This window comes from Haloarcula sp. H-GB5 (assembly GCF_054850705.1).
This window is the reverse complement of the sequence record NZ_JBTWBG010000002.1, coordinates 1,316,881-1,336,828: the sequence shown is the minus strand read 5'-3', so window position 1 is coordinate 1,336,828 and position 19,948 is coordinate 1,316,881. Positions and strand designations below refer to the sequence as shown.

Here is a 19,948-nt window from a genome sequence, read left to right as displayed (position 1 = left end):
TTATAATTTCCCTCTGTCTATCAAATTTGAGTGATCTCGATCGGGCACTCACATATTGTGTAGAAATCGGCCGTTCGTGTTGTAGATAGCAGAAAATAAGAAACAAGAACTCGGATTACTAATTCATTTATTGATAATTGTGAGGATGGGGTATTGGAAACTGATGGTAGTCTGTATTGGCTACGGGCGGAGGTAAGTGGTAACGCGGTTCGACCCCGATCGCTGGCGGGACACACTGCCTATTTCATGTCAGTGGGATTCTCAACTCAGAGGCAGTTTCCGGCGGATACGCTGCCCTGACGGATAGATCGATGAGGCAGTTACCATGTCGCGGATATCTTCGCCGTACAAGCAGCCAGGAAAGACTCCATAGCACCACCAACCGTTAACTAATATCACACGTATGTGTGTTATGTCGACCCTCTTGCAACTATCCCCGGAGCCGATTCAGACGACTGTGTTTCGAATCCTGCTTGCGGGGGCGCTCGGGATGTTTCTCGGGCTAGAGCGGGAGTGGTCACAGAAGTCGGCCGGCATTCGGACGTTCGCGCTGATTAGCCTGCTCGCCGCGGTGTTTACGCTGGTCGAGAATCAGGCACTGCTCGTCGTCGGTGGCGTGCTGGTCATCGTACAAGGGATTTTGCTCGCAGTGCAGGGGCTCCTCGGCGATGCCGAAGACGATGGGCTGTCACTGACCACGTTTGTGTCGATGCTCGTCGCCTACGGCGTCGGGGCGCTGGTTGCACAGGGGTTCATCCTCGAAGGCGTCTCGGTTGCCGTCTTCTCGTCGCTGCTGCTGGTGCTCAAGCGGGAACTCCACTCTTTGGCGTGGGGACTCTCCCGCGAGGAACTGCGTTCGGCGACGGAGTTCGCCATCATCGCCTTCGTCATCTACCCGCTGCTCCCATCAGAACCGGTCGAGCTACCCGGCGGACTGGTCGACGTGACCGTAGAACTGCGCGTTATCTGGCTGATGGTGGTGTTCGTCGCCGGCATCGGCATCGTCAACTACGCTATCGTCCAGACGTACGGCGGTCGTGGCATCGCCGTCACCGGTTTTTTCGGCGGCCTGGCGTCGTCGACGGCGGTCGTCGGCACGATGCTCGACCACGTCCGACAGCGGCCGGACGCAACCTCGTATGCCGTTGCCGCGATTCTGCTAGCCGACGCAGCGATGGCGCTCCGGAATCTTCTCATTACCGTGTTCTTCACGGTCGAGCGTGGCGTCTTGGTAGAGGCAATCATTCCACTGGGGGCCGTTATCGTCGGCAGCGTCGCCGTCGCTGCATACACCGCCGACTGGGCTGAGACAGTCGATATGGGTCTTGAAAGCCCGTTCTCCTTACGGAATGCACTTGCCTTTGGCGGCGTGTTCCTGCTGGTCGTGGTCGCTGGGGGGTTCGCGGAGACGCAGTTCGGAACGACGGGTCTCTACATCACGTCGGCGCTCAGCGGACTGGTCTCCAGCGCCGGGGCGACGACCTCGGCCGTGTTGCTGTACCGCGGCGGCGCTATCGACGGGCCGACGGCGATGCTTGCTATCCTCGCCGCGACGGCGGCCAGTATCATGGTCAAAGCAGCGTTGACTGCCCCGGGACCGAACCGAGCCTTCGCCACGCGCGTCGCGTTCTGGAGTTCGGTGGTTTTGGGTGTTGCAACGGTGCTGGCGCTGGGGCTCTTCGTTTAAAACTGGTAGCGCCGGTCGTCCTTGTCCTGTTGCTGGGGGAAGTCGTTCCCAGTCATCTGGTCGAAAGTCATTCCCGAGAGATACTCGTCGTACGTGCAGTCGTAACTCGACCGGAGGTGGAAATCCAGCGTTCCACGGTCGACCGTCGACTGAAACAGCATATGCACCGCGCGCCTGATGAGTTCGTCCGGGTCGTCCGGGTCGAGTGCGACTGACAGCATCGCGAGTTCGTTACGCGTCTCGCGGTCGATCGACAGCTCGAACTCGTCGTCGAAGTCACCGTACGCCGCTTCGATATCATCCTGTAGATCGTCGAGGCTCATACGAAAGGGGACGATGAGCGCGAGGAAACCCCTTACGACTCGTCTGGGGCCGCTCCCTCGAAACACGTGTCCCTGCGAGTATTACATATGATAAATTATATCATGGGTTGAACATAACGATGGGTAGCGGTCAACTACTGACAGATTCAGATCAGATAATGACAGGTGGTGGGGACAAGACAGCAGCGTCTAGCCAGTCCGACGGGCTGCGAGAGCGACTTCACGCAGTCCTCCCGGACGTGTACACGCGTAACTACGCGGCGAAGTTCGCTGTCGCGCTGGCAGTAATCATCGTCGTACTCGCAGCCGTCGGCTTCGGTAGTTACTCCCTGATACAGGAACGGGTCGTCAGCGACGCGGTGATGGACCTCGAAACGTCGGCTACGCATCGTGCCGACAGTATCGAGCAGTGGCGATCGACCACCGAGACGGAGGCAATCGCTATCGCAGCCTCAGGGGTGTACGGCACTGGGACGCCCGCAGATATCAGACAGTATCTTACCACAGCAGCCACGGCAGAGTCGTCACAGATTCGTTCGCTCCACTACGTCTCCACCGTTGACGACTCTCAGATAGTCATCGCGAGCACTGGGACGAGTACAGAAGGCCGGTCACCGTGGGCGGTCGAACCCGCGTGGGAGTCTCCCGTGATGGCGGCGATGAACGACACCACAGATACCGAGACAGTAGTACAATCGACGGCATATGCGGACGGTGACGGCCACTCGATGGCGTTCGTAACGCCCGTCTCCGATGGCGACGGAGTACTAGTGCTGGTTGCCCGGGTCCCAATTGAGCAGTTGGACGACGGGCGCAACGGGTTCGAGACGCGACTGTTCACCGGGGACGGGGACCCGCTTATTGACGGTCAGAGCAGTTCCGTACCGATCAGTCAGGACGGCCTCCGGGCCGCAACAGCGGGCCAAACAACGACTATCGAAACTGGGTCCCATGTCACAACGTACACACCCGTCAACGGCACGTCGTGGGTGGTCGCGACGAGCGCTGAGCGCGAGTCGTTGTACGGGACAGGCCGACTCGTCCGTCTGGGATTTCTCGCTGTCATCGGGACGGCAGTCGTCTCACTGGGCGTCGCAGGGTATCTTTTCGGACGGCACACGGTGCGACCGTTGGTACAGCTCCGCGACCGAACGCAGGCGATGAAACAGGGTGACCTCGGCGTCGACATCTCGACAGTTCGGAAGGACGAGATTGGGCGGCTGTACGACGCCTTCGAAAACATGCGGGACACGCTCCGGAGTCAGATCCGACAGGCGCAGGCGGCTCGTGAAGAGGCCGAGCGGTCGAGCCACGAACTCGAACGCCAGAACGAGCGGCTGGACGAGTTCGCGTCGACGCTGAGCCACGACCTCCGGAACCCGCTGACGGTCGCCCGCGGCCACGTCGAACTGCTGGCGACGCGGCTATCGGACCCGGAGACGGACTCGGCCGACCTCCAGTCCCACATCGAGAAACTCGAAGACGCACACGACCGTATCGAGTCGATAATCGACGACGTGTTGACGCTGACGAGAAAGGGCGCAAGCGTCGAGGAGACGGCTCCAGTACCGCTAGAGGCCGTCGTCACCGATGCGTGGGACAACATCGACAACAAACGCGCCAGCATCGAAGTCGCGGGCAGCCGAACCATCGATGCTGACCGGGCACGGCTACTGCGAGCCCTCGAGAACCTGTTTCGAAACGCCATCGACCACGTCGGCCCGGACGTGACTGTCACGGTCGGGCTGACGGAACACGGCTTCTACGTTGCCGACGACGGGCCTGGGATACCGACCGACGCGGTCGACAACATTTTCGAGTACGGCCACACGACGAGCGAGGACGGAACCGGGCTCGGCCTCTCTATCGTCAAGACCATCGCGGAGGCCCACGGCTGGCGGGTGTACATCGATACGACCTACCCCGACGGCGCGATGTTCGTGTTCGCGGACGTGTTCAGCGAGGACGAGCCGGACTGGTACGGAACCGAGTTCGAGTGGGGACGATCCGACGCTGACGACTGACACTATCGGTTGTGCTTGTTGGGAGATGGAGTCTACTTCGGGCGATGATTCTTTCCAGACGCACGGTCTTCGACGAGCAGCAACGACCGCCACGCACAAATCAGGACGGAGCCAAACGGGGGTATGACTGACCAGTCGACAGCGACGGACCGTCCGGGCGGCGTGCCCGCGGACCCGTCGGCTGTCCAGGACGCGCTCGTGGAGTGGTACGAGGCGGACCACCGCTCGTACCCGTGGCGGGAGACGACAGAGCCCTACGAGATCCTCGTTTCCGAGGTGATGAGCCAGCAGACCCAGCTCGACAGGGTCGTCGACGCCTGGGAGGACTTTCTGGACCGCTGGCCGACCGCGGCGGCGCTGGCCGAGGCTGACCGTTCGGACGTGGTGGGTTTCTGGACCAGCCACTCGCTGGGCTACAACAACCGGGCGAAGTACCTCCACGAGGCGGCCAACCAAGTGGTCGAGGACTACGACGGCGAGTGGCCCCGGGACCCGGACGGCCTCAGCGATCTGATGGGCGTCGGCCCATACACCGCCAACGCCGTCGCTTCCTTCGCGTTCAACAACGGGAACGCCGTCGTCGATACGAACGTCAAACGCGTCCTGTATCGGGCCTTCGACGTGCCGGACGACGATTCGGCGTTCGAGACGGCCGCGAGCACGCTCATGCCCGAGGGGCAGTCACGGGTCTGGAACAACGCCATCATGGAACTGGGCGGTGTCGCCTGTGAAAAGACGCCGGACTGTGACGGCGCACAGTGCCCCTGGCGGGAGTGGTGTTCCGCCTACGAGACGGGCGATTTCACCGCGCCGGATGTCCCGACCCAGCCCGAGTTCGAGGGGAGCCGCCGACAGATGCGCGGCCGCGTCATTTCAGCGCTCAAGGAGTACGACGAACTGCGACTGGACGAGCTCGGTCCGCGTGTGCGCGTCGATTACGCCCCCGACGGCGAGTACGGCCGGGAGTGGCTCGGCGGCCTTCTGGAGGACCTTGCGGACGACGGCTTAGTCGCTGTCAAGGACACCGACGACGGCCTCCTTGCACGCCTCAAGCGCTGACCGCGAGTGGCATACACCCTTGAACCCATGCGGTCAATACGTCCACAATGGCTGGCCTGCTTGGTTCGGTCGCCCTCATCGTCGTCGCAACTGCTGTCATCTGGAAAGGGAGCACGTACTTCGAGCGGGCCGCGGAACGGCTGAGCAGGTACTACGGGTTGCCGGTGGCGGTCCACGGCGCAATCGTCGTCGCCGTCGGGTCGAGCTTTCCCGAGATCAGTTCGGTCGTCATCAGCACCGTTGTCCACGACGAGTTCTCGCTGGGCGTCGGTGCCATCGTCGGGAGCGCGATATTCAATCTCCTCGTGATCCCGGCCCTCGCGGCGCTTTCGAGCGAGGAGCTTCGGTCCACGCGCGATATCGTCCACAAAGACGCCCAGTTCTACGTCATCAGCATCCTCATCCTGTTCATCGTGTTCGCGCTCGGAGCGACGTACGTCCCAGGTGGGACCAATCGGGCGGCTATCCTGACCCCGACGCTCGCCGCCATCCCGCTCGTGACCTACGGCATCTACGTCTTCTTACACCAGCAGGACGCTAGCGAGCACGTCGCGAACGAAACTAACAGCGTCCGGCCGGGCCGGGAATGGGGAATGCTAGGGATTGGTCTCGTCGTCATCACGGTCGGCGTCGAGGGAATGGTCCAGGGCGCACTCTCCCTCGGTGTCATCTTCGACACGCCGACGTTTCTCTGGGGGTTGACAGTCATCGCCGCCGGCACGAGCCTTCCCGATGCCTTCGTCAGCATCCGGGCGGCGAAAGACGACGACAGCGTCACGAGCCTGACGAACGTCCTGGGAAGCAACACGTTCAATCTGCTGGTAGCGATTCCCGTCGGCGTCCTCCTGGCAGGGCGGGCGACAATCGACTTCCTCGTGGCGATTCCGACGATGGGGTTTCTGGGGTTCGCCACGCTGGTGTTCATCGTGTTCATCCGGACGGACCTCGAACTCTCTGACCGCGAGGCGTACACGCTGCTCGGTCTGTACGTGGTGTTCGTCTGCTGGATGGCCCTCGAATCAATCGCGCTCATCGAGACGGTCAGTGGCATCTGAGGCGGGGCCACAGTGCTGTCACTGGTGGTTCAGTGTCCCTTAGATGCTCTCGGGACCGCCCTGCAGACCTACTCGTCGCCGTCCTCGGGCGACAGCTCGCGAGAATACACGGCCTCGTCGTAGGGGTCGCCGCCGATGGTGAGTGTCCGAGTCTTGGTCCGCTCGAAGCCGAGGTTCTCGAAGAACTCCCGGCTCCGGTCGTTCGAGGCTAGGTCGAGCGCCCGGAACTGCTCGACGCCGTGTTCCAGAAAGATGTCTTCGAGTCGGTCGTACAGCGCCGTCCCGACACCCTCCCCGTGGTGGTCCGGGTGGACGTACAGCCGCAGCATCGTCCCCATCGTGTGCATGGTGATGCCCTGTGTGAAGCCGATGATTTCGCCGTCCTGCTCGGCAACCAGGAGCGTCGCCTCGATGTCGTCGAGGTCGTTGGCGGGGACGCCGCCAGCCCATCCGTGGAGCGCGCTGCCCAGCGGGTCGGCGTACCAGTCGGATATCGTCTCGTCGATGACGTCGGAATCAAGCGAGTCGTAGGCATCGTGCCACGCCGCCCGCGCGACCCGACGAATGCCGTCGGCGTCGGCGTCGAAGGCTCGGCGGATGGTCGTCATGCGTGTCCCGACGACGGACAGATGGGTGGTTCCAAGCGGGTGCCACAGTGTGTGGACTGGCGCGATAGGCGGCGCAGTACCCGAGGCTCGGACAGAGGCTGAGGCGTGTCGCGTACCATAGATGTGTGTCTATCGGTCTGTTTGTGCTATCATGGCTAATATCCTCTCCCCGGTGTGTGAACTGTTCGCATAATCTATAATGGTTTATCATTAGGTTTATGTAGTTGACACCCATTGGTGGTCTTGTATGAGGACAGTCATCCTCGGTGTCATCGGCTCCGACGCGCACGTCGTTGGGATTACCATTCTGGAGCGAGCCTTCGAAGCGGCCGGGTTCGACGTAATCAACCTCGGTGTCCAGTCGTCCCAGTCGGAGTTCATCGACGCCGCGGATGAACACGACGCCGAAGCGATACTCGTCTCGTCACTGTACGGTCACGCCGAGCAGGACTGCCAGGGGTTCCAGCAGCAGATCAATGAGGCCGGGCTGGACGTGACGACCTACATCGGCGGCAATCTCGCTGTCGGGCAGGACTCTTTCGAGGAGACGCGCGAGACGTTCAAAGCGCTCGGTTTCGACCGGGTCTTTGATTCGGAAACCGACCCGGAGGAGGCTATCGAGGCGCTGAAAGCGGACCTCGGCCACCGCTCCCGCGAGGAGGCGTCGTCCGAGAAGATTCAACTCGGCTCCTGAGCTGTGGACTCCTTTTCCAGCCGCTAGCGCCAGCGAGCCACGCGTAATCCGGGATACTCTCAGCCACTGGTGTCGTCGACCACGCACAGCCCGGGGTGCTTTACGACCAGGGCGCGTATGAGATTTAATGTCACACATGACAGCTGAGTTGAGTGACGGCACCGAAATCAAGAACATTCACGACGTGGTCGAAGGATCGAACGGCGTTCATCTGAAAAAGGAAGTCAGCGGTGGCGGACTGGAACGCGTCGCATACATCCCGTATCCGAACCTCCTCTACGTGTACCACGACAACTGAGCGGTGGCCAGGTACCCGCCGTAGTCGTGACAAACTGGCAGGGAAACCGAGCCCAGCGGTGCGCCTCGTCACCCCCATCGATATACCGGCCCCGCTCCATAGAGCCGCCATGTCCGAACCACACGTCGTCGGTGTCGTCGGCAGTCTCAGAGACCAGAGCTACACCAGAGTCGGTGTCGAGCGCGCGCTCGCCGCTGCCGAGGAGTTGGGGGCGACGACGGAACTGCTCGATCTCCGTGAGTTCGACCTGCCGGTGTTCGATGCCGACCACCGCGAGGCAGGCGACGCCGTCGAGTTCGCTGACAGCATCCACGCAGCTGATTCGATTTTGCTGGGGACGCCGGTGTATCACGGGTCCTATTCCGGCGTGCTGAAGAACGCACTCGACTACTGTGGCTTCGACGAGTTCGAACACAAGACGGTCGGGTTGCTAGCGGTCGCCGGCGGCGGTTTTCCGATCACCGCGCTCGAACACCTCCGCTCGGTCTGCCGGGCACTGAACTGCTGGGTTATCCCCCACCAAGCTGCGATTCCGAAGGCGCGCAACCACATCGCTGACGGCCAGATAGTCGACGCCGATATCGAGAAACGCGTGATGACCCTCGGCGAGGAAGCCGTCCAGTACGCGAACATCGAGCCGGACCCGGCGTGTTTCGAGAGTACGGAGAATATCGGAGCGGACGATTAGCCGTGAGGACCGCTATGCGTGTCCGAGCTGTGAGCGTTCGGTTCGAAGGAGCGGACGATTAGCTGTGAGGACCGCTGTGCGTGTCCGAGCCGGACGGGGCCACTGACCGAGAGAAGGAAACGGTCAAACCGTCCCGCGCCCAAGTTCCCAGCGTGACTCAGTGGGTCGAGAATCCGACCGGTGGCCGGGACCGCGGGCCAGTCGCGCTGGTGCGTGCGTGGGTAGAAATACTCAGCCGTCCGCGGCGCTTTTTCCGCACCGGCGTCGCGCCGGGCGACCAGGCACCGGGGCTGGTGTTCGCGGCGACGGTCGTCCTCTTCGAGGAAGTGAGCCGCTACGCCGTCGTCAAGCTGGCTCAACGGGGACTCCTCTCTACGGGGCCGTTTGACTACCCTGCTATCGGCGGCTTCTCGCCCGGCGTCGCGGTGCTGGCGCTGTTTGCCATCCTGGTGTTCGTCACGCCGGCGACAGTGCATCTAACGGCGGCGCTGCAGACCCTGCTGTTGCTCCCCGCCGCGTCGGACCGCGGCGGCGTCAGTGAGACCGTGCAGGTGATGTGCTACGCGATGGCCCCCTGTCTGCTGGCGGGCCTGCCCAGCGCCGAGGTCCGGGTACTCGTCACCGCCTGGGGCGCGGGGCTGTACCTGCTTGGCACCGCCGTGATCCACAATATCCGGCTTCCGGTCGCCGCAATCGTCGGGGCCATCCCGGCCGCGATTATCTTCGGCTACGGCTTCCGCGGCTTCCAGGCCCTCTTGGTACTGGCTGCTGACTACGGGTTTTAGGGTCCGCCGGCGTGCGTTTCCACACGATGCTCAGTATCGACATCGACCAGTTCATGCTGGAACTCAAGGATGGAGCGTTCAAGAGCGTCGGGCCGTCGAACAAGGAAGCGACGATCAAGATGTACGACGTGGAGGGCGTCGACGTTCGGGAGTACGGCGACAAGCGCGTGAAAATTGCCTTCGAAGACGAACAGGGGAGCGAAATCGAGGTTGCCCTGTTCCCGGAACAGGCGAAAGCGGTCGCATCAGGGCTCGAACTGCTGGAAGAGGAGAGCGAGATGTTCGAATAGCGGACCTGTTTCGTTCGTCCGGAATTCGACAACCGTTTTAGGCCCGACATGCTTGCACCGTGTAATGGGTTCGTGTATCATCTGCGGCAAATCTGTCGAAGGACGCATCTGTGACCTCCACGAGGAGGACGCCCTGTTCGAGTTCCGCGGGTCTCGTGCCGACCAGCTATCGGTCGACCGCTACTACCGCGGCAGTGTCGACGGCTTCGCCGAGTTCGGCGTGTTCGTCGACATCGGCGACAGCGTAACGGGGCTGCTCCACCGGAGCGAACTGGACCAACGGCTCGACTCCCTCGACTGGGACTCGGGCGACACCGTCTACGTCCAGGTCAAGAACGTACGGGACAACGGCAACGTCGACCTCGGCTGGTCGATCCGCCAGTCCGAGCGCGAGTTCCGCGGCGTCCTTGTCGACGACCCGGACATCGGCCACTCCGTCCTGCTTGAGAACGAAGACGACGACGACGAGGTGCAGTCCGACAACGGCTCCGGCGAGGTCGAGTCCGAATCGACAGCCGACGAGTCAACAAGCCAGAACGACGACGGATCGAGTGCGGACGACGACTCCGGCACAAGCCAGTCTGAATCCGAGAGTGCCACAAGCGCCGGTGCTGTCAGCCGGGCCAGCGACGACGACCGCGTCGAGGGCACCGCGGCCGTCGGCGGCAACGACAGCGGGTCGAACACCGCCGTCATGACCGAATCCGACGAGGAAGCCGACGCAGAGAGCGACGAGCAGACGGACGAAGCGACCACCGCCGAACCGGTCGCCGCGGCTATCGGCGACCTTGACGACCACGTCGGTGCGGACGTTCGACTGGAGGGCGAAGTCGTCGGCATTCGGCAGACCTCCGGACCGACGGTGTTCGAACTACAGGACGAAACCGGCACCGTCGACTGCGCGGCCTTCGTCGAAGCAGGCGTTCGTGCCTATCCTGAAGTCGAAGAAGACGACTACATCCGATTGTCGGGCGAAGTCCGCGAGCGTCGCGGCGAACTGCAGGTCGAAACCGAGGAACTCGACGTGCTCGAAGCAGAGGAACGCGAGGAAGTCGAACAGCGACTTGCCGACGCCCTCGACGACGAAGCCCGACCCGACACGGCCGAACCGCTCGCCGACGACACGGCGGTCGCGGCGCTCTCCGAGGAACTGGTCGAAGCGGCGACCCAGATCCGGAAGGCAGTGCTGACCGACCGACCGGTCATCGTCCGCCACGCCAACACCGCGGACGGCTACCTCGCCGGCAGCGCCCTCGAACGGGCCGCGCTCCCGCTTGTCACCGAGCAGCACCGCCGCGCCGACGCGAAGTACCACTACTTCGACCGGCGACCTATCGAGGGCGGCGTCTACGACATGGACGACGCGACGAAGGACACGACGACGATGCTGGACAACCGGGAGCGCCACGAGGAGAAGCTCCCGCTGTTCGTCTTCGTCGCCGCTGGCGGCACGCGCGAGAGCCTCGACGGCTTCGACCTGCTGAACGTCTACGGCGCGCCGAGTGTCGTCATCGACGACATCGACGTCGACGGCGCGGTCGTCGACACGGTTGACGCTGTCGTCTCACCGTCGGCCGACGCCGTTTCGGAGACTACTTCAACGTCGCTCGCGGCCAACGTGGCCGCACACGTCAACGAGGACGTTCGCGGCGACCTGGGGCACCTCCCGGCCGTGAGCTTCTGGGAGGACATCCCGGAGCCCTACGTTGCGGCTGCCAGCGAGGCCGGCTACGACGAGACCGCGGTGTCGGAGCTCCGCGAAGCCGTCGCGCTCGAAGCCCACTACCAGTCCTACGAGGACAAGCGCGAACTCATCACCGACCTCGTGTTCGGTGACGACGAGGAGGACGTGGGCGGTCTCGCCGGCCACATCGCCGAGCAGTTCCGCGAGAAGGTCGACGAGGAGGTGTCCACAGCTCGGGCTAACCTCGATCACCGGACCGTCGGGGACGTGGACATCGCCGTGCTCGACACGGATGCGTTCACTCACCAGTACGAGTTCCCGCCGGAGTCGCTCCTGCTCGATGAACTCCACCGGGACGTTCGCGACGAGAGCGACGCCGTGCTCGGCATCTCGACGGACACGATGTACGTCCGTGCCAACGGGGATCTGGACCTGCACGAGCTAGTCAGCGAAGTCAGCGAGCGAGTTCCCGAAGGCGGCGTCGCGACGCGGAGCGTCCGCGAGGGGACCATCCGCTACCTGGCCGGCGAACGCCCGGCCGTCCTCGACGCCACGCTCGACGTGCTGGCCGACGAACTGTAACGTAGCAGACTTTTTCTCTCCGCCCGCAGTCTGACCGGGCATGAGCGACGGGCCCGTCAACGAAGCCGATCTCGACTGGACCGACCACGAACACGGCGACCGGACGTTCAAGCGCAAACAGATCGGTGACGCCGCCGGCGGGGAAAAAATCGGCGCAAGCCTCTATACCGTCCCGCCGGGCAAGCGACTCTGGGTGCGCCACTATCACGAGGGCAACGAGGAAGCGATATTCGTTCGGGATGGGACGGGAACGCTCTGGCTCGGCCCCGAGGCCGAGGAACATGCACTCAGTCCGGGCGATTACGTCGCGCTCCCGGCCGGCGAGAAGAGTGCCCACGAAATCGAAGCCGGCGAGTCCGAACTCCGACTGCTGATGGTTTCGACGATGGAAGAGCCGGATATCACCGTCTACCCCGACCGGGAGATGGTCGGACTGTACGCCGGGTCGCCCCCGGGCGGCGAGAAAGCAGACCGCACGCTGTCGACGTATCTCGATATGAACGCGGAAAAAGAGTACTGGGAGGAGTGAGCCTTAGCGGCTGCCGACCTCAAACTCTGCGAGCATCGTCTGGAGTCGCTCGGACTGCTCGGCGAGCGATTCGATGCTGGCACTGACCTGCGACATAGACGCGGCCTGTTCCTCCGCCGTCGCCGACGCGGTTTCGGTCTCCGCGGCGGTCGCCTCGCTGATGTCCACGGCCTCCTCGACCATCGACACAGTTTCCTCTGTCGTGGCGGCCTGGTCATCGGTCGTATCGCTGATCTCCTGAATACCGTTGTCGGTCGCCTCGGCGTTCTCGGCCACTTGCGTGAACGTGTCGACGACCTCTTTGACGGCCTCTGTACTCTCCTGCATGTCCTCTTTGGCCCCACGTGCCTCCGTCACCGTCGTTTCGGTCTGCGCCTGCGTCTCCGCGATGAGCTGCTCGATCTCGGTCGCAGAGTCCTGCGTCTCCTCGGCTAGCTGTTTGACCTCGTCCGCGACGACGGCGAACCCGTCACCGCCCGACCCGTTTCCGGCCCGTGCAGCCTCGATATTGGCGTTCAGGGCCAGCATGTTCGTCTGTTCGGCGATGTCGCCGATGAGTTCGACGATTTCGCCGATCTCGGCCATCTTCTCGTCCAGTCGCTCCACGTTTTCGACTGTCGAGTCGATCGCTGTCTGGACCTCACGGGAGCCCGCTATCGCTTCCTGTGCTGTCTCTTCGCCGTCGTCAGCGATTTCGGCTGTCTCGCGGGACCGCTCTGCGACGGTTTCGGCGGAGGCGGCGACCTCTTCGACGGTCGCCGACAGATCGGTCATCTCGCCGGAGACGGTTTCAAGCATTTCCCGTTGCTCGTCCGCCCCGCTGGCAATGCCCTGAATCGATTCGCTCATGTCTTCGCTGGCCCCCGTTGCCTCGTTGGCACCGGCTGTGGCCTGGTCGCTCGTGGACGCGACTTCCTCTGAGAACGCCTGTATCTCTTCCATCGTCGATTCCGTCTCCGTCATCATCTTGTTGAACGACTCGGCGATCCGGGCCATCGCGTCGTTGTCGGCCTTGTCGGGATCGACACGAACCGTCAGGTCACCGTCGGCCGCGGTCGCCATCGCCTCACTGAATCTGCTGGCCGTCTCCTGCAGTTCAGTGTTTTGCCGCTCGACTTCCTGCATCTTGCGCTCCGCTTTCTCACGGGCCTCCTTCGCCTCAGCGCGTTGCTGCTCTATTTCTTCTTGCTTGGCCTGGAGATCGTCAATTTCCGAGGCACGCTGTTCGGCTTCTTCGAAACGCGCTCGGGATTTCTCGCGTGACCGCTCGGTTGACACCCAGTTGTTTACGAGGGCGACACACAGCATCAGGACGAACCCACCGTGGATGAGCCCCCATACCCACGGGTTGTTAATCGCTGCCGTGTGGTTGTAGACGCGACTCGGGTCGATGGTCCCGAAGTACCCGTGGGTCATAACTACATACCCCAGTCCCCACAGGAACGGGACCCAGTCCTCGTAGACAGCGACGATCGCCATCCCGACAAAGAAGTGAAAATGGGCCTCGATATAACCGCCAGAGAGTTGGACGAGAGCCAGCGACGACACGAACACCGCCGTGACTGAGAGTATCGTCCTGATTCGCCGCCTGAATCGAGTGATGAGACTACCTGCAGACAGGGCAAACACAACCCCACAGAGTAACAAGACCCGAGGGAGCGCGGTAGCAGGGATTTGCGCTTCAGCTATCGGTGTTGACCCAGTGTAGATACCAAGCCCGAACAGAAACGGGATATGCAGTAATGTTACCAGCACCACACTCCGGTGCCGGTTGCGCCACTGTTTGTCCGGGATTGTCGAGCCGTCTGGTATGTAAGATACGAAATTCTCCAGCCGCTCGGCTACGCTCGGATTGCTGCCTGTTGTATGCCCGATATCTCCCGTTGGCTGTGCCATACGTACACATCCTTTGAGTACCGCAAATTAACCCTTTCGTGCGGATTATCAATGCTTGAACTGCGGTATCGTCGCGTTCACCCCCTTATTGGAGGAATATAGCGTCGCTCGGTGCGTCCGTCGTGGCCGGAGAACCGGTCGTCGTTTCTAGAAATTAGTCTGTCGCCGCTCTCTGGGCGGCAGCCGTGTTACCGGCCGCTCACAATACAGCGGATCGTCAACACCAGCATTGACGTATCGACGGTCGTTCTCACGCTTTGGTCAACCTGTAGTGACTTACCCGCAGTATCACTCAAAATAACGAGGGCGTCTGCGGCAGAGGTCAGATGGCCCCGGATTGTTTCCGGAATTCGACGGGCCCTACGTATCCGGTGACGAGACGGACCTGGCTGCCTTCTTGGCTCCGTAGTACGCCCATTCTGCGCTGTAACAGAACACACAGCCACGGAAGGTCGGGCGGTCGAGGCTTCCAGTGTCGTCAGTATCACCGCTCATATGTCTATTTGGTGTGACAGCACAATGAACCCCACGGCTACCCCTGTCGCTGACGATACCCGAGCGACACGCTTATTCGGCCGAGACGCCGATTTCGCACAACGCCGATGAGCACGGAGACGCCGGACCCAGACGAGACAGAGACCTTCCAGCAGGTGTGTGCGGAGCTGGTCGACCGGATTCTCGCAGGCGAGGTCGAGCGCGACGATGTCGAATCAGCCAAGATCGACGTCTGTCGGGAGTACTCCGCACCGAAAGTGCCGAAAAACTCCGAACTGCTCGATTACGCGCCACAGGAACACCGCGAGGTGCTGGAGGAGGTCCTCCAGCGCAAGCCCGTTCGGACCGCCTCAGGTGTGTCCCCTATCGCGATCATGACATCGCCAGAGCGGTGCCCCCACGGGAAGTGCCTGTACTGTCCCGGCGGTCCCGACTCGGAGTTCTCCTCCGCCCAGTCCTACACCGGCCACGAGCCCGCGGCCGCACGCGGCGAACAGAACGACTACGACCCGTACGGACAGGTGACCCTCCGGCTCAACCAACTGCGGGAAATCGGCCACCCCGTCGACAAGGCCGAACTCATCGTGATGGGCGGAACGATGACAGCTCGGAGCCACGACTATCAGGAGTGGTTCGTCAAGCGAGCCCTAGAGGCGATGAACGACTTCGACGTGGATGGAGAGCCGACGCCCGCAGAGGACGTGAGCTTCGCCGAAGACGACTACGAGTTCCGGTATCTTGAGGATGTCATCGCGGAAAACGAGACCGCTGACGTCCGCAACGTCGCCACGACGTTCGAAACGAAGCCCGACTGGTGTGATCCCGAACAGATCGACCGGATGCTCGACCTCGGCGCCACGAAAGTCGAGGTGGGCGTCCAGACCACCTTCGAGCGCATCAACCGTGAGATGCACCGCGGCCACGGCGTCCAGGCCTCCATCGACGCCAACCGCCGCCTGCGCGACTCAGGGTTCAAAGTCGGCTTTCACATGATGCCGGGCCAGCCCGGAATGTCCAAGGAGATGTGTCTGGAGGACTTCCGACGCATCTTCGACGAGACGGACTGGCGGCCGGACTATCTGAAGATATACCCGACGCTGATCGTCGAGGGAACCGTCACCTACGACTGGTGGCGCAAAGACGAGTTCGACCCGCTGGACAACGACGAGGCCGCCGAGTTAGTCGCCGAAATCAAGGACATGATCCCCCGCTACACCCGCCTCCAGCGCGTCCAGCGGGACATCCCGGCGGACTTCATCGAGGGCGGCGTCTGGAAGTCGAACCTCCGCCAGCTCGCCTGGCAGCGCATGGAAGAACACGGCTGGACGTGTGACTGTATCCGCTGTCGGGAGGCCGGACACAGCGACGACGAGGCCGAGAACATCGAACTTGACGTGATGACCTACGAGGCCTGTGGCGGCACGGAACACTTCATCTCCTTCGAAGACTTCGAGAACGACGTGCTCGTCGGCTTCTGTCGGCTCCGGTTCCCCAACGATCCGGTACGCCGGGAGCTACAGGACGCCGCAATCGTTCGCGAACTCCACGTCTACGGCAACGCCGTCGGCGTCGGCCAGGAGGGCGACGACGGGGACCACCAGCACAAGGGCTACGGGAAGAGATTGCTGGAGAAAGCAGAGACACTGGCCCGTGATGCCGGTTTCCCGAAACTGGCTGTCATTTCCGGTATCGGTGTCCGACAGTACTACCGGGAGAAGTTGGGGTACAAGCAGGACGGCCCATACGTGAGCAAGCGTCTCTGATAGCCGCTCGACCTGATTTTCTCCTTCTGCCATCCTCGGACGTGTGGACTGACTGTCCTGTCGATAGGGCATCGCTGCAGAACTGCGCTGTTGTGTGTCTGGCTAGCCGAGAGTTGCCTTCATCGCGCGGCAGAACTCAGGCGACGACCGAAAGAACGGTCGCCGTTTGAGGTACTATATGTATACCGACACGCCAGCCCTGTGGTCCGGGCGTGCCGAACAGACCATTACCTGTAATGTTGGGGTTCGCCCCTTATTAGACTAGAACTGGCGGTAGCGGACGGTAAACGCGATAATAGGACCTTACTTGGCGATTCGTTCCCGCTAACTAATTACCATACTGTCATCGACCACCCCATGGGTAAGATTACGGGCCTGTGGCTATCAGCGATGACGCTACTGATGGTGGTTGCGGTGTCGACGACCCCGATGTTTGGGCCGGGTGTCGCGGCTGCGTCCAATCACGAGACAGGAACCATCGGAGAGTCAGACATTCGGGCAACGGATGCCGGCCTGATAGACGAGCGAGTCAATACGGCGGAGATGCAAACGCCCCAACCAGAGGTTTGGGTCACCTTCGAGAACACGGGCGGCACTGCCGGAACTGTGCCGATTACCGTCGAGGTCGGTGGGCGGGAAGTGACGGTCATCGGCCCCGACGAAGCGACGGTTGCGCCGGATGAGTCGAGTAACGTGACCACGGCGTACGTGCTGGAGACCAGTGACGGTGGCTACATCGAAAACGGGGAACACGAGGTGACAGTCAACGGTGAACCCGCGGGCACGCTGGTCGTCGGCGAACCGAATATCACCGTCACGGACCACTCTTGGAATACGACGACAGTCAGTGAGGGTGGAGCCGTCGAACTGACTGTCTCCGCGGAGAATACGGGCACTGTCTCCGGACAGCGAGACATCTTCACCATCGTCGACGGGAAATCCGACGGCGGGGTATCGTTCAATCTTAAGCCGGACGAGTCGGGGACAGAGAAATACGTACACACGTTCGACGAAGCTGGTGAGTTCGAGTTCGGTACCGCTGGGGAGACGCAAACCATCATGGTCGGCGAGCCACCGAGTTTTGCGGTGACAGAGCGCGAACTCAATAGATCTACGGTCAACGTTGGCGAAGCTGTTGAAATAACTGCTACCGTAACGAACACCGGCGACCGGGAAGGGAGCTTTGAGGTGCCGTTCACCGTCGATGGCAAAACCGAGGTAACAAGAGAGGTGACGCTGGATGGTGGTGATTCGACGACGGTGTCGTACATCCGCTCATTCAACGAGAGCGGTAATCGAAGTATCTCGATAAACGACGCGGCCGCCGGGACACTCACTGTCGAAGCAGAGAACGGGGGTGGGGCAGGCCCACCAGACATCAAGGTACGTGATGCCGGCTTGATAGACGAGCGAGTCAATACGGCGGAGATGCAAACGCCCCAACCCGAGGTTTGGGTCACCTTCGAGAACACGGGCGGCACTGCCGGAACTGTGCCGATTACCGTCGAAATTGGCGGGCGGGAGGTGACGGTCATCAGTTCAACAGAGGTCACCGTCGAACCAGGTGAACGAAACGTGACCACGACCTACGTGTTAGAGACCGATGACGGCGGCTACATCGATGATGGGGAACACGAGGTGACAGTCAACGGTGACTCCGCCGGCACGCTGGTCGTTGGTAAGCCGAATATCACTGTCACGGACCACTCGTGGAACCGGACGACGGTCACCGAGGGCGGTGCCGTCGAACTGACCGTCACTGCAGAGAACACTGGGGCTGTGTCCGGTCAGCGAGATATTTTCACATACGTCGACGACAGGTCTGTCGATGCAGTGTCGTTCAGTCTTGGACCGGGTGAGTCGGGGACGGACACGTACGTCCACACCTTTGAGCAAACTGGAACCCATCAGTTCTCCGTCGGAGATGTGAGCAAGACGATTACGGTTGAGGGAGAGAACGAAACTGAGGCCGCCACCGATGAAGACGGGACTGGAACTGAAACAGCTACGGACGAGCAGTCTTCGAGATTCGAGGTTCGCGACGCAAAACTGAGTAATCAGTCCGTCGAAACCGGCGATTCAGTGGACGTGACAGCAACTGTCGCAAATGTCGGCACAGAGAGTGGAAACTACACCGTGGCGCTTACAGAAAGCAACCGGACACTCAAGTCCAAAACTGTCGGTCCGATTGCCGGCGGTGAGACGGCAACTGTCTCGTTCAGTATCTCTTTCGACGATGAGGGCAATCGGTCACTCTCCATTGGCAACGTCCCCACCGAAACGCTCGCTGTCGAAGCTGAAGACAGTAGCGACGGTGGCGGTGGTGGAGGCGGAGGCGGCGGTGGCGGTGGTGGAGGCGGTGGAGGCGGTGGAGGCGGCGGATTCGACTTCGATGACGACGCAGACGAGACCGATAACGGCGGCGGCGCAGAGGCTCCCGCCATCTCGCAGTCCCAGATCGACAACGGGGTCACTGTCCGAGTGACTGCCGACGCCGCAAACTCGACGGTCTCCCAGTCGCTGAACCGTTCTGGTCCGTCCGAGACCGAGCCGGCGTTCACCCTCTCTGCACTCTCGCTCAACGTGACCAACGAAAGTGATGGGTTCAACGCGACGATGCTCGGCCCGCACGCCACGCCGAACGACATGACCGAAGTTCAGGAAGACGGCGTGCGTGGGTACGTGACCGTCACCTCCGGCGCAAATGCGTCCGACATCAGCCGAGCGACGTACACCCTGCGGCTCAACGAATCGGCGCTTCCGACCAACGGATCGATGGACAGCGTCCGGGTGTTCCAGTATCACAACGGGTCCTGGAGTCAGCTACCCAGTACCGCCAACGCGACCAATAAGTCTATCCAGGCATCATCGTCCAATCTCTCGACCATCGCTGTCGTCTCCCCGGTCGCTAATGCGTCCACCCCGACGACGACAGCTAGCCCCCCGAATACGAATGTATCGACACCGATGCCCGCAGAACTCACCGTTTCTAATGCGTCCTTGATGGCTGACTGGGTCCGGGCTGGCTTCAACACATCGGCGCGAGCGGCAGTGGAGAATCCGACCGACGAAACCGTCGAACAGACGCTGACGGTCACTGTCGACGGCGATCCAGTCGCTTCTCGGACCGTTCGACTCAACGCCGGCGAACAAACTACTGTGACGATGGAGTTCAAGGCTGTCGACGGCGCAGTCGCGGTCAACGGCGTCAGTGCCGGTGATCTGCGTGTCGGCTCAGACACCGCCCAGAGTACAGGCGGGTCCGGAACTGATGAGACTGGTGAGGGCGGCGGCGCGGAGCCAGCCGCGAAAACGGTCGCAGCGTCTGGCCCGGGGTTCACCGTCCAGCTAGTGGCAATCGTGGTGGCACTACTCGCTGGCATCGCCCGACTCCGCCGACGGGTGTAAGGCTCCAGTGGACAGGGACTTTCCGTCTCTCCAGTTTCAGCGTTGGAAGGACGACCTTACCGACGGGTTGGCTGCTGCGT

17 protein-coding genes are annotated in these 19,948 nt (G+C 61.9%); 13 read left to right on the top strand and 4 right to left on the bottom strand.

The features are described from left to right. The first annotated feature begins 403 nt into the window (after positions 1 to 403). Positions 404 to 1,687 (top strand): MgtC/SapB family protein, encoded by a 1,284-nt coding sequence (locus ACYJ11_RS14840; RefSeq protein WP_461648320.1) that lies wholly within the window; start codon positions 404 to 406, stop codon positions 1,685 to 1,687. On the opposite strand, the gene ACYJ11_RS14835 is transcribed toward ACYJ11_RS14840, so the two are convergent. After that, a complete protein-coding gene (locus ACYJ11_RS14835; protein ID WP_005534254.1) occupies positions 1,684 to 2,010 on the bottom strand; it encodes a hypothetical protein in 327 nt (108 codons plus the stop codon). The genes ACYJ11_RS14840 and ACYJ11_RS14835 overlap by 4 nt on opposite strands. A gap of 158 nt (positions 2,011 to 2,168) precedes the next feature. Here ACYJ11_RS14835 and ACYJ11_RS14830 point away from each other — a divergent pair, with 158 nt between their 5' ends. From ACYJ11_RS14830 to ACYJ11_RS14820, 3 genes are all read left to right on the top strand, one after another. Beyond that, the gene (locus ACYJ11_RS14830) at positions 2,169 to 4,034 is read left to right on the top strand and encodes a sensor histidine kinase (RefSeq protein WP_461648319.1); all 1,866 of its coding nucleotides are present in this window, start codon (positions 2,169 to 2,171) and stop codon (positions 4,032 to 4,034) included. A gap of 123 nt (positions 4,035 to 4,157) precedes the next feature. Continuing rightward, on the top strand, positions 4,158 to 5,093 hold the full coding sequence (locus ACYJ11_RS14825; RefSeq protein WP_461648318.1) for an HhH-GPD family protein: 936 nt from the start codon (positions 4,158 to 4,160) through the stop codon (positions 5,091 to 5,093). Positions 5,094 to 5,140: 47 nt separating this feature from the next. Then, positions 5,141 to 6,148 carry a sodium:calcium antiporter gene (locus ACYJ11_RS14820; protein ID WP_461648317.1) on the top strand — a complete coding sequence of 336 codons (1,008 nt, stop codon included), beginning with the start codon at positions 5,141 to 5,143 and terminating at the stop codon, positions 6,146 to 6,148. 68 nt (positions 6,149 to 6,216) lie between these two features. On the opposite strand, the gene ACYJ11_RS14815 is transcribed toward ACYJ11_RS14820, so the two are convergent. Beyond that, a complete protein-coding gene (locus ACYJ11_RS14815; protein WP_461648316.1) occupies positions 6,217 to 6,756 on the bottom strand; it encodes a GNAT family N-acetyltransferase in 540 nt (179 codons plus the stop codon). Between the two features lie 247 nt (positions 6,757 to 7,003). Here ACYJ11_RS14815 and glmS point away from each other — a divergent pair, with 247 nt between their 5' ends. From glmS to ACYJ11_RS14780, 7 genes are all read left to right on the top strand, one after another. Further along, positions 7,004 to 7,450 (top strand): methylaspartate mutase subunit S, encoded by a 447-nt coding sequence (glmS, locus tag ACYJ11_RS14810; RefSeq protein ID WP_005534263.1) that lies wholly within the window; start codon positions 7,004 to 7,006, stop codon positions 7,448 to 7,450. 136 nt (positions 7,451 to 7,586) lie between these two features. After that, the gene (locus ACYJ11_RS14805; protein WP_461648315.1) at positions 7,587 to 7,748 is read left to right on the top strand and encodes a hypothetical protein; all 162 of its coding nucleotides are present in this window, start codon (positions 7,587 to 7,589) and stop codon (positions 7,746 to 7,748) included. A 109-nt stretch (positions 7,749 to 7,857) separates the two neighbouring features. Further along, positions 7,858 to 8,436, top strand: coding sequence for an NADPH-dependent FMN reductase (locus ACYJ11_RS14800; RefSeq protein ID WP_461648314.1), 579 nt, complete (start codon positions 7,858 to 7,860; stop codon positions 8,434 to 8,436). Positions 8,437 to 8,588: 152 nt separating this feature from the next. Further along, a complete protein-coding gene (locus tag ACYJ11_RS14795; protein ID WP_461648448.1) occupies positions 8,589 to 9,221 on the top strand; it encodes a YIP1 family protein in 633 nt (210 codons plus the stop codon). Between the two features lie 26 nt (positions 9,222 to 9,247). Further along, the gene (locus tag ACYJ11_RS14790) at positions 9,248 to 9,511 is read left to right on the top strand and encodes a hypothetical protein (protein WP_004592637.1); all 264 of its coding nucleotides are present in this window, start codon (positions 9,248 to 9,250) and stop codon (positions 9,509 to 9,511) included. A 64-nt stretch (positions 9,512 to 9,575) separates the two neighbouring features. Next, complete coding sequence (locus tag ACYJ11_RS14785) at positions 9,576 to 11,777, top strand: DHH family phosphoesterase (RefSeq protein WP_461648313.1); 2,202 nt, start codon at positions 9,576 to 9,578, stop codon at positions 11,775 to 11,777. 40 nt (positions 11,778 to 11,817) lie between these two features. Continuing rightward, entirely contained in the window at positions 11,818 to 12,306 is a 489-nt protein-coding gene (locus ACYJ11_RS14780) for a cupin domain-containing protein (protein ID WP_461648312.1), read from the top strand. Positions 12,307 to 12,309: 3 nt separating this feature from the next. Here the strand turns inward: ACYJ11_RS14780 and ACYJ11_RS14775 are convergent, their stop codons facing one another. Beyond that, complete coding sequence (locus tag ACYJ11_RS14775) at positions 12,310 to 14,202, bottom strand: methyl-accepting chemotaxis protein (protein ID WP_461648311.1); 1,893 nt, start codon at positions 14,200 to 14,202, stop codon at positions 12,310 to 12,312. A 360-nt stretch (positions 14,203 to 14,562) separates the two neighbouring features. Continuing rightward, on the bottom strand, positions 14,563 to 14,697 hold the full coding sequence (locus ACYJ11_RS14770) for a hypothetical protein (RefSeq protein WP_461648310.1): 135 nt from the start codon (positions 14,695 to 14,697) through the stop codon (positions 14,563 to 14,565). 107 nt (positions 14,698 to 14,804) lie between these two features. Here ACYJ11_RS14770 and ACYJ11_RS14765 point away from each other — a divergent pair, with 107 nt between their 5' ends. Both ACYJ11_RS14765 and ACYJ11_RS14760 read left to right on the top strand, forming a co-directional pair. Next, the gene (locus tag ACYJ11_RS14765; protein ID WP_461648309.1) at positions 14,805 to 16,460 is read left to right on the top strand and encodes a tRNA uridine(34) 5-carboxymethylaminomethyl modification radical SAM/GNAT enzyme Elp3; all 1,656 of its coding nucleotides are present in this window, start codon (positions 14,805 to 14,807) and stop codon (positions 16,458 to 16,460) included. A 390-nt stretch (positions 16,461 to 16,850) separates the two neighbouring features. After that, positions 16,851 to 19,868 (top strand): CARDB domain-containing protein, encoded by a 3,018-nt coding sequence (locus ACYJ11_RS14760; RefSeq protein ID WP_461648447.1) that lies wholly within the window; start codon positions 16,851 to 16,853, stop codon positions 19,866 to 19,868. The last annotated feature ends 80 nt before the right edge of the window (positions 19,869 to 19,948 follow it).

What these genes read in the sequence shown, in the direction of transcription:
- ACYJ11_RS14780 (WP_461648312.1), top strand. Translation starts at nt 11,818, where the DNA reads ATGAGCGACGGGCCCGTCAACGAAGCCGATCTCGACTGGACCGACCAC.
- ACYJ11_RS14775 (WP_461648311.1), bottom strand. Translation starts at nt 14,202, where the DNA reads ATGGCACAGCCAACGGGAGATATCGGGCATACAACAGGCAGCAATCCG.
- ACYJ11_RS14830 (WP_461648319.1), top strand. Translation starts at nt 2,169, where the DNA reads ATGACAGGTGGTGGGGACAAGACAGCAGCGTCTAGCCAGTCCGACGGG.
- glmS (WP_005534263.1), top strand. Translation starts at nt 7,004, where the DNA reads ATGAGGACAGTCATCCTCGGTGTCATCGGCTCCGACGCGCACGTCGTT.
- ACYJ11_RS14785 (WP_461648313.1), top strand. Translation starts at nt 9,576, where the DNA reads ATGGGTTCGTGTATCATCTGCGGCAAATCTGTCGAAGGACGCATCTGT.
- ACYJ11_RS14790 (WP_004592637.1), top strand. Translation starts at nt 9,248, where the DNA reads ATGCTCAGTATCGACATCGACCAGTTCATGCTGGAACTCAAGGATGGA.
- ACYJ11_RS14825 (WP_461648318.1), top strand. Translation starts at nt 4,158, where the DNA reads ATGACTGACCAGTCGACAGCGACGGACCGTCCGGGCGGCGTGCCCGCG.
- ACYJ11_RS14805 (WP_461648315.1), top strand. Translation starts at nt 7,587, where the DNA reads ATGACAGCTGAGTTGAGTGACGGCACCGAAATCAAGAACATTCACGAC.
- ACYJ11_RS14800 (WP_461648314.1), top strand. Translation starts at nt 7,858, where the DNA reads ATGTCCGAACCACACGTCGTCGGTGTCGTCGGCAGTCTCAGAGACCAG.
- ACYJ11_RS14820 (WP_461648317.1), top strand. Translation starts at nt 5,141, where the DNA reads ATGGCTGGCCTGCTTGGTTCGGTCGCCCTCATCGTCGTCGCAACTGCT.
- ACYJ11_RS14770 (WP_461648310.1), bottom strand. Translation starts at nt 14,697, where the DNA reads ATGAGCGGTGATACTGACGACACTGGAAGCCTCGACCGCCCGACCTTC.
- ACYJ11_RS14765 (WP_461648309.1), top strand. Translation starts at nt 14,805, where the DNA reads ATGAGCACGGAGACGCCGGACCCAGACGAGACAGAGACCTTCCAGCAG.
- ACYJ11_RS14760 (WP_461648447.1), top strand. Translation starts at nt 16,851, where the DNA reads ATGACGCTACTGATGGTGGTTGCGGTGTCGACGACCCCGATGTTTGGG.
- ACYJ11_RS14840 (WP_461648320.1), top strand. Translation starts at nt 404, where the DNA reads ATGTGTGTTATGTCGACCCTCTTGCAACTATCCCCGGAGCCGATTCAG.
- ACYJ11_RS14835 (WP_005534254.1), bottom strand. Translation starts at nt 2,010, where the DNA reads ATGAGCCTCGACGATCTACAGGATGATATCGAAGCGGCGTACGGTGAC.
- ACYJ11_RS14815 (WP_461648316.1), bottom strand. Translation starts at nt 6,756, where the DNA reads ATGACGACCATCCGCCGAGCCTTCGACGCCGACGCCGACGGCATTCGT.